Origin of the sequence: Porphyromonas asaccharolytica DSM 20707, assembly GCF_000212375.1 — a bacterium.
GTDB classification, from domain to species: Bacteria; Bacteroidota; Bacteroidia; order Bacteroidales; family Porphyromonadaceae; genus Porphyromonas; species Porphyromonas asaccharolytica.
In genome coordinates, this window is the sequence record NC_015501.1 from 344,447 (window position 1) to 361,910 (window position 17,464).

The following is a 17,464-nucleotide window of genomic DNA, read 5'->3' on the forward strand; positions in this document are numbered from 1 at the left end:
ACCCCCTGACGTGTATCAACTTGTCCGTTCCAGCCAAAGCGAGATGTGTAGCAACCTGCAGGGATGCCCTATGAGACTGTTGACTTTTGCAACAGTCTCCTATCGCTACAAACGCAGTCGGTCGGCACACTTTGCTGCGTACCGACCGACTGTTTTTAGAAATTTACTAGGGTTATGACTCCTACGGAACGTACCACGCAATACGGGTTGTGTTCATCAGCGACTCCCAGTCATAGGGAACGGAAGTATTGTAATAACCAGTATAGTTAACCGTAAGGAAAGACATCGTCGGCTTGAAGACACTCTCTGGGATATCCACATAGAACGGGTAAGGGATATCCGATTGGTTGATAGGCGTAGCGTCGATATTTACTAGGTTAGATATATTGACGTAAGATCTTGTTGCTTCGTTGTATATATTCCAAAATGGATTATAGGGGGTAGTAGGACGCCGATAGTAAACACCATTACGGTAGTGGAGGAGCACCCCTTTGATCTTTACGCTCGTGGCCGTGAAGTCATGCTGATCTTGATTAACCCACTGTCTCAGAGTCTTGGTCGCTCTAACGGTGAAAGAGATATAGCCATAGTCTGACGAAACCTGATAAACACTTTCTAGCGTTAGCTTCTGATCTAGATTCGCTGGAGCCTTGGTCTTATCATAGATCAGTTTAAACTGTCCATCAGAGGCTGTAGGCTCGATACGGTATACGCCACTGGGAATCTTACTCCCCGTCTCTACGAACTGACTGGTGCTGGGCATCACTCTCCGGGTACTAGAGGTGCCTGGCACCTTAAAGTAGAAGTTGAGGAGCTTAGATAGAACCTTCGAACTTTTCGGATAGATCTTCTCCGTCTCGTAATAAGGCGCAGAGAGGGTGATCGTATGCTCAAAGTCTTTAGAAGCGTCATTGACTACCATAGGGATACTGACGCGCCCATTGTGGCTCGTGTAAGAGTCGGCCTTGACTATATAGCGGTAGTAGATCTTGGAGCCTCGCTTGACAATGGTTATATTTTCCATCGATCCATTGTTTCTTGGAGAGAGATCTGGCGCCTCGATGAGTACCTCAAAGGGGAAAACGCTTGTGGGTAGATTGCTGTACAGATCAAACTCCAAGAGTCGATCTTCTACATTGCTACTCTTAGGATCATCCACTAGATCCGTATTGAAGAGTAGTGGCTTGCGTATGGTAATCTCCACATTACGTATCAGAGGCGTGGTAGCTCCCGAGGGCTCCGTACCATCCGTCTTCTGATAGGTGTACTGTGGGGTAAATCCTGACTCTCCAGGATTATGGAGAGGATCGTAAGTACGTAGTGCTGCCACCTCAATGGAGTAGTGCTCGATAGCATCGGAGGGGATCTTCTTCACCTCTACGCTAAAGTGGTCATTGTCTCCACTCCTAGCAGTGATCTCTTGCTGTTTCAGAGCTCCCATGTAAGCGTCATGATCACTCCACCGCTTGTAATATCTGAGATACTTGGCACCAGAGCCTACTCCCGTACCACCCCCATAAGGCTTGAAGCGATAGTCGCTATTGGTGATGGCAAACTGGGTGTTGAAGTTGTATGTGCCAGGATGTACGATCAGTATCTGGACTGGATCGGTCTTGAGCGTAAACATCTCATCGGACACCTGCGTGAACTCCTGTAGCTCGATCGAAGAGAATATATTGTTGTGTGCAGGAGCTGCTATCGCCTCAGCCATCGTAGCATAGCCGTCCGAATTGACCGCCGTGATAGTCACCTTGTAGTGATTGTTGCGTATGATCGGGAGGACGCGATCCGTCCCTGCATTGTCTGCCGTTCGCTTGGCAACGAAGTCGACCTTGTAGTAGCGAGTCTCAGTGGACCCACTCTTGAGCTTCTTCTTACCACGGATAATGAGGAAAACCCTCTTGTCTCCATCGTTTTGATGCTCGAAAATCTTGAACTCCGTATTTGCGGGGACGATATGCGTTGAGTCGTTATTTAAGATGGTCTCTACATCGGGAGGTATCGTCGCCTTGGTCGGTGCATAGGGAAAGACGAAAGAATAGTTGTCCATCACAAAGGGGGCTACGGTACCACTGCGATGCACGTTGCAAGCGGCAAAGCCTGTTAGCTCGAAGCCATCCTTTTCTGGGGCTGCATTGGTTACCGTGACCTTGGCGTGACAGCGTAGGAGCTTGATCACCTTGCCTTGTAGCGACTGACCGTCTAACTTAGTCAACCTCACCTGAGCCCACATAGGATCAAAAGCCTTGGTCGGATTATTACCATCGGCTACCTCAATCCTAGTCGTCAAGTTTGGTATGATCGCTCCTGCCGAGTTACCCACGAGGAAGTAATCCTGCTTCTGTCCTGACCAGTCGTAATTAGCTATAAAGTGTAGGTATCGGGGCTTGTCACTCTGTATGAAGGTCGCTGTAAAGTGCTTGATCTTAGTTATGGTCCCTTTCTTGCCATCAGGTAGGAAGGCGTCATCACTTAAAGCATCAGCTGAGGCGGGAGCTCCTAGCACAGCATCTGTCGAGTAGAGAAACTCTTGATGCTCGTTGAAGACCAGTATGCGTAGCGAGGTGATCTTCTCAACCTCATTGTCATTGATGGCATCACTTCTGAGCGCTAGTTCACGCAAATCATCCGCATGTAGCCCTAGGGTCAGTGTGATCGAGTCGCCCACCTTGCCCTCGGGTATGAGCAGACCGCCCATAGGCTCTCGGACGCACCCTGCGAGTAGCAGGAGCAGTGGCAGGGCTATATAATAAAGATATACTCTTCGCTTCATAAGGAGTGGATTACTTATCTTCTTCATACATATAAGTGTCAAAGATGGGGCGAACATATATATTAGGGGCACCATCAATGGACTGAGGTTTTCCTTCAGCTGCGAGTCCTTGGAGTGCCTCTGCGAATGTAACGACAGCATGCTCTTTGAAACCATAGACCATACCCTCTTCTGCGACCCAATAGTAGGAGCCAAAGAGCAAGCCCCGAATCTCTGTGTTCGCATCTCCTTGCATACGGTCAATAATCTTCATCTCAGCAGAGGTGGGAATACGCCATCGGCCTTGATGCTTGAATGTTTTGCGAATGCGACGCGAAGCCCAATTGTCATTTGTGTCTACATAATACTCTACATAGGTGCCATCAGTACCATATTCACCTTCAAAGTATTCCTTGCATCGAGTCTCTGCATCCCAATAGTTACATGCTATATTCTGGTTTTTAGCCCATAGACCATCTGAATTCTGATATAGATAACTATTGTAAGATACGTTCAAATAAGGACTTTGAGCTCCCCAAAAGTTTGTAGACAAAGGTCCATAACCTGGCGCTCCAGCTGAAAAAGCAAATGACAATTTTCTTGGAAGAGTAGTGGACGCAGATGGTACATCTTTTGGACGTTGATAGGTAGTTGTACTCATACCGAACTGGCTGGCGATGATGAACTGAGGAGAGATGAGCTTATTGGAAGCAGGATCGGTCTTCGTCTTGCCCGTAGCAGGATCCACAGGAGAGCCGATAAACTCACCATCTCGAGGGACCACAGTCGTGATCTTGAAGTTTATCTCGTTGATCTGAGGTGATAATTTTGTATCACCTGGATACCTACTAAAGGATCCATATAAGGTTTGGAATCTAAAGTCTGCATAGACGGGCGACTGGATAACACGACCATCCGCATCTACCAAAGCCTCTTTGCCGTTGCTAAAGCGTCCAGAGCGTGTACCCGAGACATATCTATGGGGGTACTGCAAGACGCGCACTACTTGGCTTAGGGTACCGCCTTTTTGCTTGACTGTAAACTTGATGTGATACGGGATATAATTGACTGGTACTGGGTGCTGGATCGTGATGTCTCCATTGGAAAGGTAATTCACGGAGGGCGTTATCACGATACCATCCCAAGGCTTAGCATTGGTCTGTTTAGAGACCCACGTTTTAGACCCGTTGATCTTGTAGAGATTGGATTCCGTCTTGCTAAATTCACGACGATAGTGTACGCCACGCATATCGTAATACTCGTACCAAACACTATCTATCTTAATCTCTACGGGCAGACTGGAGGCATAGGGAACCTTTACTTTGTCAGTTGCGGCCATGATGGGGCTCTTGTCATACACCTCTAGGTACTGAGCGTCGAGGAGATCACCATCGACCGACTCGATCAGATTCCACGGCTTGATGGCTATAGCAGCAGTTATGTCTACGGGGGTGTCTTCGTTGAGACTACCTAGCACCTCTATGGAGGTGAGGACGTCATAGAGGTGGTTGCGCTCGAGCTTGTGAAGCATATCGTCGGTGACCTCGCCGAGAGCCTTGCGATAGTTCACGGGTATACGGTAGTAGTAATCAACCCAAGGGTCTGTCTCTGCGGCTCCTTGGGGACGCAGCGTGAGCTTGAGACGTAGATAGGTCTCATTCGTCGATACGGTACGCCAATCATGCTCGTAAGCGTAAAAAGGCACTGTGCCGTAAAACTTGCCATCTCCCTTGCTACTCGTATATCCTAGAGCAGAGAAGTCGGTCTCAACCATAGGACGATAGGCGGAGTTGTGCCACTCGTTAGCCTTGGTTTGATATGGTGAGGTGGCGCTTCGTACGACTTTAGTCTTCTCCGTGTAGTGTATCAGACAAACTTCGGGATTGGAGCCTGGCTTGACCTCGAACGGTGTCTCGATGCCGTTCTGACGATTCTTGACATCGATATGGTCAATCCTCAGTCGGATCTTGGCAGCCGCACGATAGAGATCAATCGTCCCTAGATTGGTACTGGGTACTTCATTACCCCAGTTGACAGTCGCCCGGAGCACTCCATCCATGAGGAACTTATCCTGCGGGGCTATCTTGCCACTTTCGGGAGCTGGGTTGAGCTTGTTCTGGTCGTCCTGCATTAACTCGTAGAGAGCTGTCTTCGTTGTGACACCTGTGATAGGCTCGCGGACATTGACCACTGAGATATAGTCTAGCTGCTTGCCTTCAAGCTTAGGAAGGTCATCCTTCGGGATAATAAAGGTAGCACGACTGCCGATCCCGCCCCCAGGGAGTGCCTCCTGCTTGGATGGGGTGTAGCGCCCAACGAGCTGATCACCTGCCGCTGGGTCAAAGACAAAGAGCTCTATGTTGTCGATCTTGTTCTCATTAAGCAGGGCGCCTCCGTGGAGACCATTCTCCTTGTCGCCCGGCTCCTCGCCTACGTGGCTACGGAGCGTGGCCGTGGTCGTCTGCTCAGTACGCGGTATGAGCGTGAGCTCGAGGAGCTTGCCATCCTCCTCAGAGATGTGCAAATCATCGGTTCGCTCGCTGACGCAACTGGTGAATGCCACACTGATGCCCACGAGGGCGAGCACGGCACAGAGGACTATGCGTACACGGGTCTGGATATTATATCGAAACATTGTCATTGCGATTCTTAGTACATTACTTGTTTGATACGCCACCGCTCTGAGCCACCTTCATTCATATAGCTATCTATAGCCCTAGTAGGATCTAGGTTCAGCTCTTTGCCGTCGACTGTGATGTAAAACTGAGTGTAGAATGGCTCAGTGGTAAACTCTTGTCGGGGCTTGATCCTAAAGGTGTAGATCTTTGAGGAACCACTGACGATCTCAGGCTCTACCTGATCGTAGGTCGTGCCCGTAAAGAGGAAGTTCAGTCCGTTCGTGATGGAGGCTGACCAGATAGCGCCTACGGGCTTGGTGATATTAAAGGTTACCTCAACGACCTTATTACTTGGGAGCAGCACCTCCTGAGAGATATCGGTCACGGGTGTTTCCTCATTGGTTAAAGTATCGACGAGCTTGAGCGTGCACGTATACTTGGGGTGCGTGAACTCCATCTCAGACGCAATCAGCGTCCAGGGCTTGACCTTAAAGTCTATGACTAAATACTTACCATCAGCTGGCACACGGATATCGTACTGATAGTGGTGGTTGCGTATGATAGTGTAGTCGGCTTGATTGCTTGGGTCATTGCCCGTAGCAACATCTAGGTAGGTATACTCGGACCCTGGAGTCGTGTTGGCGATGACGGGAATCTTGTGTACGACTCCACTCTGCATCGTGATCTCTATATAGCAAGGCTTCCCTATGGGTGTGTTGTTAACCTTATCCCATCCCAGTGTAGCGGAAGCCTTCCCGAGGAGTCGCTCAGGGACGTATATCTTCGTCTTGAAGCTATTGCCCGTGATGGAGCCACTACCATTAAAGGGCTTATCTGTTAGCTCTGCAGTTGCTGCCCCTGAGGCTTTATTTTCCATAAATGAGTGCTGCGTAGCTACATTGCAGATCTTGATGCTCTTGATCTTACTGACTCCATCACCCGTGAGGTTGAGGCTGACCTTTGCTGAGGAGCGAACCAAGTTAACGGTCTGCTGTGTCGTGCCAGTCTCGTGACCGTCAGGCCAATTGCTGACAGGAGTGAGCGGATCTGTAGCTACCGTTGTCGGAGTAAAGGGCTTGGGTACGGTCACGCTTCCACCCATGGGGATGGTTTGGTTCTCATAGATACGCGCCATGGGGAAGAGACTCTTCTCTGTACCATTCATGACAGCCCCATTGTAGAGTGGCGTGCCTGTGTCACGGCTTTTGAAACTCTCTAGATGCTGTAGTGTCGTCTTCAGGGCGGCATAAGTTTGCAAGCCCTCCAGTGTATTCTTCCAGCTCTCAGGGTAGTTTGCTACAAAGCAAAAGTGATACTTAGCCCCCTCCTCGGGCTGTAGCTCCATAAGGAAAGATTGCTCCGTCGTGAAGTGGCTCTTGACGAGCATACTCTGATTATCTGCAGCGCCCACCTTATAGATCAAAACTGCTAGCTCGCCTACATAGTCTTCGTAGTCCTCAGGGTCAGACTGTATGGAGGGATTGTTGCCCTGCTCACGCAGAGAAGCGTTCGGGAGTTCTATCCCAGCCATCGAAAAGCGCAGACAGGTAATCCGACTAGGATCATCGTCAGGCACAGCTCCTCCATTCATCCGCTGGCACGATACGGATAGTAGCATGCTACAGATGAGAGCTAGAAGTGTGATGTATAATGTATTGCGAGACATAATAAGCAGAGAGCTATATTTGTGTTAGGGAAGTGATGGATAGTTCGAGGGGAGTGGTATACCCTTAGTATCTATTGGTCAGATTGACTGCAAAGGAGTGAATCTGATAGTTGTTGATGAAGATGTTGATCACCAAGTTATTGCCTGGACAATCCTTACATTTATCTTCGAGCTCTAGGACTATGTCGAAGTCGTGGGTACACTCTAGATTTACGTTGGGGTTCTCTAGTATGACCTTACCGAGGAGGTCCTGCTCGAGGAAGTCCTTCTTCTCTTTCTTATTGTATAGGCGTAAGAGGTTGTGGTAGCCCGTCTTGAGCTCCATAAGTGTAAAGGAGAGGGTCCTAGCGACCTTGTCTCTGTATAGCTCTACGCCTGGATAGTTGAGGGTAGGATTGTCTAGAGGCATCCGCCTATTGATGAGGTAGGTGCCGTCGGCCGAGTAGGCCAATATGTCAAAGTCGTCGATGTTGTAGCGATCCTGTACGCTCTTGTGGAGTCTCAGCGTGATATTGATACGGTTGGTCACCTCAAGCATATTGATAGCGACCTCGTCAAATACGGTACCGTACTCCTTGCGGTCTGGTAGAGAGACGACGCGACTCTCTCCTTGCCACACTTTATGCTCTCCGAGACTGATGGCTTTATCATTCTCGGCACGTAGACGTAGCATGACATCTTTTTTGGTCGTCACGCCCTCTACGAAGTTTTCAAAAGTGAAGTATTGGTCTGCTACACCTCCCCATGCGATGAAGGAGTACTGTCCCTTCTCGACAGGTGGTAGCTCGACCTTGTAAGCTTCAGTCAGATCCACCCATCCTGTCACCTTCTTGACTGTGACTAGCACATCGTTTAGGTCAAAGGCGAAGACATACAGCCCATTTACCTCACCCACTGTCTCTGGTGCCTCCATACAGGGAGTCTGATTGTAAAAACTGATGTACACACCCTGGGGGCACTCCTCTAGATCCTCATAGATGATCTTGCTACAAGAGGTGGTGAGTGCTAGGAGAGTGAGTAAGGGAAGTATAATATGGTGAACCCTATTCATAGCTCTGATGTTTGATACAAGTGATAAGAAAAAGACTACAGGGGGACTCGACGCCTCAGTGAGAGGGAGCCTAGCGCCCCCTGTAGTCGTTGTGCGATCTACTCAGCCTCTATTTGGATAGATGCTGGGTCGATTGATTAGTAACGGTTGACAAGATTTACCGTATAGCTGTGGATCGTCCAGGGGAGTACGCGCAGCTGTACTGAGAGGTGCGTTTTCTTCGTCTCGAGCTCCTCACCGGGGTTGATCTTATCCTTGTCAGATACACCCATCTCACCGAAGCCAGTGATGTGTGCATGGTAGACCTGATTACGTACCGTAGGTGACATAGAGATCTTTTCGGTTGTATCGTTGTAAGCGACGTTTGGATTCAGCCAGATGTAGTAGTACATCTCACCGTTCTTGTACTCTGTGGTGCTCTGCTTCTTCTCGTACGAGGCGCCTGCGCCTAGAGTATTATTCATAGCCTCAGCTCTCTCCTTGGTAGAGTAGAACTTACCATCAGATAGACCTAGGTATACCGTCGTAGGAGTCGTGCCTGCAGGAGTAGCACCATCGATCTTGTCTACGGTGAAGGTAGCCTTGATCTCAAACATAGTCGTGTTACCCTTGCGATAGTTTGCGGCATCGTGTGTGACAGGGAGGACAAACTTGCTAAACGTCTCTGCACCTAGAGCAGCCTTGACATTAGCTAGCTCATTGTTTTCCTTGACGAGAGCATCTTGGTAACCACCAGCATCTGAGGGTAGGATCTTACCAGCAGCTTCTGTGCCTAGAGCAGCCCAAGTAGTAACAGTGGTAGCTGGAACAAAGTCATAGACAGGAGCTGCGACCTTCCAGTTCGTGCGATCCTCTAGGACGTTGAACTGAAGTGCGCTACCAGTCACCTGATACTTAACATCCTTGATGGTAGCTGTTGCGGTCTTTGACTCTGTCGGGTGCCCCTCAGCATCTGTGAAAGTACGCTTGACGTCGATCGTCTTGACAGCCTCATCGTCTACAGTGACGATAGCACGAGATACAACACGTGATACACGTACCTCGACACGGTTAGCCTTACCACCGATAGCGTCTTCCTTGCTGATGTTTGGTGCGATCGTTACGTCCGTAGGAGCGGTCTCATTAGTCATCAGGACGATATCCTTCTCAGACTCGTACTTAGCGACATCAGCGATAGCAGCAACGGTAGCGACAGCCTTCTTGAACTCTGCGTCAAACGTAGCTCCATCGGCAGCCTTAGCATCCAAGATGTTCGTGACCTTGTTGTTCTTATCGTTGATGACGACGTAGATCTTTACCTTGTCACCAGACTTAGCCTCTACAGCGAGGTTAGGAGCGAGGATACCGTTGTTGATGCCGTTGAAAGCAGTCTCCGTGAATTGATCTGAGCTGATCGTGGTATTAGAACCAGAGGTAGTGGCTACGTATACCTTGATCTTCTCGATCTTGTCACGACCCTGCCACTCACCATCTAGCTTGTTGTAGTCTCCAGGGAGATCACGAGTCTCAGGTGCTGGGAAGCGGACAGAGACACCTACGTAGGTGTCGCACTCACCGTTTTGGAGTGCAGCCTCTTGCTTGTCACTCTTGCAGCTTGCTAGCCCAAGCAGGAGTGCCGCAGAGGCAAGAAGCGCTGTTCTCATTCTTAGTTTCATCATTGTTAGTTGATTAAATTGTTATTATGAAGTACTGTTTAAGTGCTTTGGATTGAAGTTTGTCTTCTATTATGGGAGGGGGTTACAAGCTTTGTAGTAGCTTCTCTAGTTCGACTAGATTAGCTGCAGCCTCTTGACTTCCCTGAGCCTTGGCTTGCTCAAGGTAACTCTTAGCCTGCTCGTAGTTGCCTAGCTTACTGTAGGCAATACCTATGTTGTTGAGTGCACTAGGATCGTGCTGTAGCTTGCTCAGACGATCTATGGCGACCTGATAGCTACCCGCCTCGATGTCAGAGGCGCTAGCATTGATGATAGCTACAGGCTCATCGGGATACATACGCGTGGCTATGTCAAAGACCTGCTTGAACTCGGGCGAATTGGCTGGATAGCTCTTAGCGACGAGATACATCTCGTTGAGGCTGAGCAGGCGTGGATTGACCTTGATGACTTCACGTGCCTCGGCGACGTCAAACGCCTTGACCTCATAAGCGACCGTGTACTCCGTACGACGTATCTGCGGGTAGTAGTCACGCAGCATGATCTGATAAGTCTCGCCACGGGAGAGACGCTTGAGATGCGCATCACGAGCATCAGGATTGGCTACCTCGTCAATGATGCGAAGGATCTCATCCTTGTCCTGTATAGAGGATGCCTCAATGACCTCACGCGTCTTGACCCAGTCCTCACCATATCCTGAAACATGTAGCTGATTAGTAGGCAAGTGGTAGCGCTGAGCTAGGTACTGTGCGAAGGAGTTCGAGCGACGCTCTGCAAGTGCCTTATTGTGGTTGAAGCTACCCTCGGGAGAGGCGTATCCGACGATAGAGAGTTGCGTGACCTTAATGTTTTCGTCTCCAGTGATCTCATCCATCACCTTACGCACCTCAGAGAGTATCTGACCATTGCTCTTGTAGTTGGGGTCTAGGTCATGCTTGTCACAGCGGAAGTTAAGTACCGCAGTATGCTTGTCGGCACGAGCCTTGACAGGCTCTACCTTAGGAACAATATAAGAGAGCTGATAATTAGGCTGGTAGGGATCTGTGAGGAAAGGGGTACGGAGTACCTGTGTCTCCTCGAGCTTGAAGCAGTCAGCGCAGCCATAGACACGCTCCACGAGGAGTAGATCGGTCTGACTCATCCACTCCTTACGGGGAATGGTGTAGCTATAGGTGACTCGCTGTGCGGTACCATTCTTACGGCGGAGTGACTGTAGCGCCTCCGTGTCCCACTCGTCACGGATACCCGTAGAAGCTTTGCGCTCCTGTACGATGCTACGCTTACGTCCCTCGATCTGTACTGGGGGTAGTAGCTCCACGACCTCACCACTATCCTTCATACGCAGGGCGGGTGAAATACGTAAGAGATCGTTGGAGCGGAGATTGAGTCCATCGAGGACGATCTCCATCTGTACAGTCACGATGTCTGTCGCTTTGCTCACCTCTAGATGATCTACAGAGATCTGATGGATATAAGGACTCTGAGCCTTGAGAGCAGCTGGGAGTGTCAGTAGTAGTGATATAGCCACTAGTGCGTATTTGATCTTGTTCATAAGTCAAGCTGTTCGTCTAATTTAAAAGAGATATATGAGCGACATCGTGGCACGTGTCACACCCCAATAGTTGTATGTCCCCTCGGCCTCCTTGGTGCCACAAGTAGCACAAGGGAACTTCTCATAATGTATACGTGCATAGCCACCTCCTATGGAGGTCTCTACGTTCCAATGCTTGCTGAGTATCCACTGATAACCATAGGATAGACCAGCTCCGTAGAAGTATCCCTGGAAGCGATGGTTATTGAAAGCCTTGAATCTCCCGACGGGAATGTTGATGCCCCCTACATTAAACTGTCCCGTATGGAGGTGCAGTCCTAGGAAGTGCCCATTGAAGACGTCACAAGCCCACCAGCGTAGCTCGGGCTGGAGCAGCCAATGCTTGTAGCGTGTGTCCTCATCGAATGACCACAGGCTTCCACCGCCACCTACCTCTAGTGTGAACTGCTTGCCAAGCCTAAACTCGGCTGCAATATTGGGTGCCGTGGTAGCTCCATAGAGGAGATTGACTTTGCCAGCTACCTTCTGCGCCTCTCCCTGAGCGGGCAGGAGGAGTAGTAGGAAACCTGTGAGGAGGGCTAGGAGCGCCCTCTGTGTGGTATGGTAATGATGCATCATAAGATAGATAAAGCGTATGGGTGTGTATCAGATTCAGATAGGATATACAAGAGCTAGGTTCACTGAATTAGTCGTTATTTCTGCGGTGTACGTGGTGTGGGATTTCATTGAGATAAGTAGATATCTCTAGATCCTGGTGCAAAGGTAGAGCAAAAACTCGAATCGCTGTTGTCAAATTCGTTCTTTAATTTGACATCTTCAATCGAGAATAACAACCTCGACGGATTTTTATTCGAAGTGCTGAAGGGAAACAAGAAGCTCTTCTTCCGCTAAAAACTCTTATCGGGCCGCAATAAAGAAAAATATAAGTACATTTGTCCAGAGACCAGCAGCGAGAGCGCTCATGAACGCTCGATGCTGGTCGCTCGGCACAGACAAACACTAATCAAATTATCCTATGAAGCGACTACTACCTCTTCTCTTCCTCTACCTCCTAGCCACCCTTGGGGTGACGGCTCAGGAGAAGCAAGGGGGGCAAATCTTCCACTCTGGCAGCGAAGGTCCAGTCTTTGACTACACCGTCGAGGCTGGTCTACCACGCCCCTACTACGACGATGGTGGCCCTGAGAAGGGCATGAGGGGCAACTACTCCATGACTATCGTACAGTTCAAGCCAGTCAACTCTAATTCTCACATCACCATCGTCTTTGAGGAGATGGAGATAGGAGAGTTTGACGAATTGCGCTTCTACAATGGAGCTATCACCCTATGGAATGGTCCCGACGAAGAAGGATACTATTACTACGACTGGCCCAAGGATGTAGACCCGATCATGACTGTCAAGGGGACTCCGGCCAATCCACGCTTTACGGTCACCTCCACCGCTGCGGATGGCTGCCTGTCGGTAGCGCTCTTCAACGGATCCAACTCACCAGGCTGGAAGGCGATGGTCTACTGCGTCAGAAACGGTGATCCCGAGCCTGGCACGACGCCCCAGCAAGCGACCATTCGCTACGTCTCTACGACTGGTAGCGGTGATGGTAGCTCCTGGAGCAATGCCTCGAGCGATCTGCAAGCTATGATCGATGCTTCTTCCGCTGGTGACGAGGTGTGGGTGGCTAAGGGGACTTATCGCCCTACCAAGCTCATCAAGACTTCTAAAAATCGCTCTTACGCGTTTATACTCAAGGAGGGTGTGTCTCTCTATGGTGGATTTGCGGGCGACGAGACTAGTCGTGACGACCGCACTGCTACTGAGATGATCGGTAACTGCTATAGCACCAATGAGACGATCCTCTCTGCCGATGATGATGTCCCTGATGTCTGGACACGTATCGAGGGCGCTGGCTCTATGGTACGCCAGGAGTGGGAGATCACAGGCCATGAGGGTAACTACAACCACGTCCTTTACAGTGCTACGCCCTTTGCCGAGCGCACCACGATCGAGGGCTTTACGCTCAAGGGTGCCAATGCTAATGAGCAGAAAGTCAAGGCTTGTGGTGGAGCTCTCTACGCCTCGGGCAATGTAGCTCTACTCAACTGCAACATCACCGAGCATTACGCTTACACTGGCGCAGAGACCATGACATCTACATGGCCTTTCCTAGGCGGTGCCGTTGCGATACTAAAGGGTGATGGTAAGGCGCTGGTCAAGAATTGCGCTTTCTCCAAGAGTATGATCTCTATGCCAAACGGAGTAGCCGCTGGTGCTGGTGTCTATATCGAGCAGGGTACAGTAGAGCACTCCACCTTCGATGGTTGTATCGCATTAGATCAGGGCGGAGCTATCAGTGCTATTGGCTCTACGGTCAGAGCTTGCGAGATCACCAATAGCTATGCCGCTTCGGGTGGTGCTATCTACGCTGAGGATGCGACGCTACAATATAATAAGGTATATGACTGTAAGTCGATGCGTGGCGGTGCTATCTATGCTAGCGCCTCAACGATCGAAAACAATATCCTATATAATTGCTTTGCCGATGATCCTATCTATACTGATCCTACGATGGCAAATCGTGGAGGGGGTGCCGTATGGACGCTCGGCACGAGCACGCTCGTAGGCAACCTGATCTATAACTGTACAGGCTTCAAGGGTGGCGGTGTCGTGATGACGGCCGACGGCACCTTTGCCCACAACACGATAGCTCAGTGCGTGGCCAATAACGCTGCTGAGACCACTCCCGACCTGCTGCTGCCTGCTGGCACTAAGGCGCTCAACTCTATCTCTGGAGTAGACACTTCTAGCAAGCACTTTGTCAAGCCGACAACCTTTGCGGGCTATACTAAAGATGCGACTAAGGCTGAGGAGCTAGCCACTAGTGACTGGCACCTGCTGACCACTTCGTCTCTCATCGGTACAGGTACCTCCTCTGAGTACAATAACACGATCGACATCTATGGAGACACCCGCATACAGGAGCTCTCTGTCAATCCGGGGGCTATCGCCAAGGCTGTGACTCCTATTGAGGAGACCGCTGCGATCGTCATGACCGTGGAGAGTACGGAGCGGGAGATCAAGATAGGCACGGGTGGCCCTAAGGGGACGAAGTTCTTCATTGACTGGGGCGATGGCAACAAGGTCGAGTACGAAGGCGCTAAAAACGTCTCCAACAAGCCTCTTGACAACACGATCAAGATCTATGGTGATGATATCCTCATCCTCCTAGCGGACAATATCGGGCTCACGGCTCTCGATGTGACCCATGCGTCTAAGCTCTCTAAGCTCTCTTGTAGCAACAACAAGCTCTCTGAGCTAGACCTGACGCACAATGAGTCTCTCACAGGTGTCTACTGCTCGGAGAACCTTATCTCCAAGCCGCTCAACATCTCGCAGTGCACCAATATGCGTGCCTTCGACATCAGTCGCAACGCTATCCCTGGCCAGCTCGACCTCTCACAGATGAGCAGTCTCTCGAGCTTCAAGTGCTTTAACAATGCGATCACGGAGATACTACTGCCTAAGACCGCTCCGCTCAACACGATCGACTGCGACAGCAACCGCATCGCGACACTAGACTTGACGGGCATCAACGATCTTGCTGAGCTAAACTGTGCCTACAACGAGCTCACCGAGCTCACACTCACCGAGCTGCCTAACCTCTCGAAGGTCTACGCTCCAGGCAACAAGCTCTCTAAGATCACCTTCGACCCGAAGACGATCATCACGGATCTGACGCTCTTTAGCAATAAGTTTGCTACGATAGACCTCGCAGCGCTGCCTCAGCTGACGAGCCTATACCTACAGGACAATGAGCTGACAGCTATCGACCTGACGGTGACGCCGCTCGTCAAGTGGCTCAACCTGTCGGAGAATAAGCTCTCTAGCCTAGACGTCACGCCACTCAAGGGTCTTATGAACCTGCGCTGTGCGGGCAATCAGATCCCTGCGATCGACCTCTCACAGTCGCCTCTGCTGAACACCATCTTGATCGACGACAACAAGCTCACAGAGCTAGATGTACAGCATCAGAAGAACCTCTTCTGGCTCACCTGCTCAGGCAATGAGCTGACCAAGCTAGACCTCTCGCACAATCCGTCGGTCGTCTGGCTCAAGTGTAGCCGCAACAAGCTCACGCAGCTCGATCTCTCGGCTCAGAAGTCGGTGCAGATGCTTTACTGCGATCACAACCAGATCAGCGAGCTTAAGATCTCCAACTATGCTGGGCTACAGGGACTATTCTTGCAGAGCAATATGCTACCTGCCACAGCACTCAATAGTTTGATCAAGGCACTCCCCAACGTCTCTGAGGTGGAGGTACATGACAACAATCGCGAGTGGGCTAAGCAGCTCAACATCAGCGACAACCCAGGCACCGCCGAGGCTGATATCACACCAGCACAGAGCAACGGCTGGATCGTCACGAACGAGACTGCTATCCTCGCACCTACGACGGTGGGGGTTACGAGCATCTACTACGACGCTGACCAGAGAGCGATCGTCTCAGAGACTCCTCTGGCACAGATCACGCTCTACAGCCTACAGGGTGAGATGATCCTGCACGCTACCAGTGGTGGCACGCACTATGCGCTACCTGAGCTACCAGTGGGTAGTTACCTCGTACATGCCGAGAGCGCAGACGGAGCCATCCTCACGCTCAAGGTGGTAGTCTCCAAGTAAGGCTGCTAACGCTATAAATGCGACAAGCCCCCCCCCGACAGTGCTGGGGGGCTTGTTCGCAACAACTAATAAGTAAACTAGTATAACCTATGAAGTATAATTCGACTTTTGGCTTAATCCTAACGCTGGCGGTGGCACTTGTCACACTGAGCGCTTGCGACGAGGAGCTGCGAGACCCCAAGGAGGGTCCTATCACTTTCTTAGTTGGCGGCAAGGCTCCCGTAGCCGGTACGCCTATGCCTAAGACCCCTAACATGTCTCATGCCTCTCTGCCCGCAGAGAGCATGCCACTGGTAGAGGCTGGCAATGCCTTTAGCCTTAAGCTCTTTGGGGCTCTTCTGGAGAATCGGGCTTCCAGTGCTAACCTCGTGCTCTCACCGATCTCTATCGAGACGGCCCTCGGGATGAATGCGGTGGGTCTGTCGGACGAAGCTTTCGATGAGTACAGATCGGTACTGAAGCTACCCGCTACACAGAGCCTTGCCACTGTAGCAAGATATTATCAGCAGCTCAACGCGGTGATGTGTAGTGCGGATGAGTACGCCTGCTACTTCCCGTCCAATAGCTTTTGGGTCTCCTCAAAGTATCAAAGTCACTTGATCAAGTCCTATCCACGGCAACTCTTTGACTTCTTTGGAGCTCCGACAGCGACACTCGACCTCAGCGATCCAGCCTCTTATGAGGCGGTCAATGCTTGGATCAGTCGCAAGACCTACGGCAAGATACAACGCATGCTAGACCCCAGTCATGCTGGGGAGCAAGACCCGCTTGCCTTCCTAGTCAATACCGCATTCTTTGCAGCAGCGTGGCAATGGGAGACGAGCGAAGAGCAGACCCAAGCGGGTAAGTTCACCAATGGCGCTGGCGAGGAGGAGCCGGCTATGATGATGTCTATCCACAATGACACCTCCATCGACTACTTCGCCGATGATCGCTTTGAGGCGCTTTCGGTTGGTCTACAAGCTAGTGAGGAGTTGCAAAAGTATGGTAAGACACCATTTCGTATGCTGCTCATCTTACCGAAAGATCGTACGCTACCGCTCTCCCAGAGCCTACCGACAACTGAAGAGCTACGCAGATTCACCACCGCTGGCAAGCGCTACGCACTAGACATACGACTGCCCCGCTTGAACGCTGGGATCCCCACGCTAGACCTGACGCCAGAGCTGATGGAGCTAGGACTATGCAAGACGCTAGGAGTTCCTCTCACAGAGCTCAGCCGTATGTTTGACCCGAAGTTTCTAGCCGAGCAGTCGGGTCGACAGAACCGCCTATACCACCAAGCGACACTCCAGTGGGATGAGAAAGGCGTCGAGGGAGCCGCTGCAACGGTTATAGGGGTCGTGGAGCCTGGTATAGGTGATCCGCTTGAGACTCGTAGCATCGCTTTCGACAGGCCATTCTTTGCTTCTATCGTACACCCCGAGACGGGTAAGATACTCTTCATCGCTGCCATCAACACACTACGCAGATGATGCGTGCTCAGCAAACATATACA

9 protein-coding genes are annotated in these 17,464 nt (G+C 50.7%); 2 read left to right on the plus strand and 7 right to left on the minus strand.

Annotated elements, in window-relative coordinates; all coding sequences use genetic code 11:
• Positions 1-181: 181 nt before the first annotated feature.
• From PORAS_RS01395 to PORAS_RS01425, 7 genes are all read right to left on the minus strand, one after another.
• Positions 182-2,773: a hypothetical protein gene (locus PORAS_RS01395; protein ID WP_245528034.1), complete on the minus strand. Its 2,592-nt coding sequence runs from the start codon at positions 2,771-2,773 to the stop codon at positions 182-184.
• A 10-nt stretch (positions 2,774-2,783) separates the two neighbouring features.
• Positions 2,784-5,387 (minus strand): fimbrial tip adhesin FimD, encoded by a 2,604-nt coding sequence (gene fimD, locus PORAS_RS01400; RefSeq protein ID WP_013759903.1) that lies wholly within the window; start codon positions 5,385-5,387, stop codon positions 2,784-2,786.
• A gap of 14 nt (positions 5,388-5,401) precedes the next feature.
• On the minus strand, positions 5,402-7,036 hold the full coding sequence (locus tag PORAS_RS01405; RefSeq protein WP_013759904.1) for a FimB/Mfa2 family fimbrial subunit: 1,635 nt from the start codon (positions 7,034-7,036) through the stop codon (positions 5,402-5,404).
• Positions 7,037-7,100: 64 nt separating this feature from the next.
• Positions 7,101-8,087, minus strand: coding sequence for a FimB/Mfa2 family fimbrial subunit (locus PORAS_RS01410; protein WP_004331313.1), 987 nt, complete (start codon positions 8,085-8,087; stop codon positions 7,101-7,103).
• A gap of 137 nt (positions 8,088-8,224) precedes the next feature.
• Positions 8,225-9,745 (minus strand): Mfa1 family fimbria major subunit, encoded by a 1,521-nt coding sequence (locus PORAS_RS01415; protein WP_013759905.1) that lies wholly within the window; start codon positions 9,743-9,745, stop codon positions 8,225-8,227.
• 79 nt (positions 9,746-9,824) lie between these two features.
• Positions 9,825-11,291: a DUF3868 domain-containing protein gene (locus tag PORAS_RS01420; protein ID WP_004331308.1), complete on the minus strand. Its 1,467-nt coding sequence runs from the start codon at positions 11,289-11,291 to the stop codon at positions 9,825-9,827.
• Between the two features lie 21 nt (positions 11,292-11,312).
• Positions 11,313-11,909: a DUF3575 domain-containing protein gene (locus PORAS_RS01425; RefSeq protein WP_004331283.1), complete on the minus strand. Its 597-nt coding sequence runs from the start codon at positions 11,907-11,909 to the stop codon at positions 11,313-11,315.
• Positions 11,910-12,306: 397 nt separating this feature from the next.
• Here PORAS_RS01425 and PORAS_RS01430 point away from each other — a divergent pair, with 397 nt between their 5' ends.
• Together PORAS_RS01430 and PORAS_RS01435 are read left to right on the plus strand one after the other, a co-directional pair.
• The gene (locus PORAS_RS01430; protein WP_013759906.1) at positions 12,307-15,966 is read left to right on the plus strand and encodes a right-handed parallel beta-helix repeat-containing protein; all 3,660 of its coding nucleotides are present in this window, start codon (positions 12,307-12,309) and stop codon (positions 15,964-15,966) included.
• Positions 15,967-16,055: 89 nt separating this feature from the next.
• Positions 16,056-17,441, plus strand: a complete 1,386-nt coding sequence (locus PORAS_RS01435) for a serpin family protein (protein ID WP_013759907.1) — start codon at positions 16,056-16,058, stop codon at positions 17,439-17,441.
• The last annotated feature ends 23 nt before the right edge of the window (positions 17,442-17,464 follow it).

Bases quoted from the DNA above. Each gene is read 5' to 3' on its own strand.
- PORAS_RS01395 (WP_245528034.1), bottom strand. From the start codon at position 2,773: ATGAAGCGAAGAGTATATCTTTATTATATAGCCCTGCCACTGCTCCTG.
- fimD (WP_013759903.1), bottom strand. From the start codon at position 5,387: ATGTTTCGATATAATATCCAGACCCGTGTACGCATAGTCCTCTGTGCC.
- PORAS_RS01405 (WP_013759904.1), bottom strand. From the start codon at position 7,036: ATGTCTCGCAATACATTATACATCACACTTCTAGCTCTCATCTGTAGC.
- PORAS_RS01410 (WP_004331313.1), bottom strand. From the start codon at position 8,087: ATGAATAGGGTTCACCATATTATACTTCCCTTACTCACTCTCCTAGCA.
- PORAS_RS01415 (WP_013759905.1), bottom strand. From the start codon at position 9,745: ATGATGAAACTAAGAATGAGAACAGCGCTTCTTGCCTCTGCGGCACTC.
- PORAS_RS01420 (WP_004331308.1), bottom strand. From the start codon at position 11,291: ATGAACAAGATCAAATACGCACTAGTGGCTATATCACTACTACTGACA.
- PORAS_RS01425 (WP_004331283.1), bottom strand. From the start codon at position 11,909: ATGATGCATCATTACCATACCACACAGAGGGCGCTCCTAGCCCTCCTC.
- PORAS_RS01430 (WP_013759906.1), top strand. From the start codon at position 12,307: ATGAAGCGACTACTACCTCTTCTCTTCCTCTACCTCCTAGCCACCCTT.
- PORAS_RS01435 (WP_013759907.1), top strand. From the start codon at position 16,056: ATGAAGTATAATTCGACTTTTGGCTTAATCCTAACGCTGGCGGTGGCA.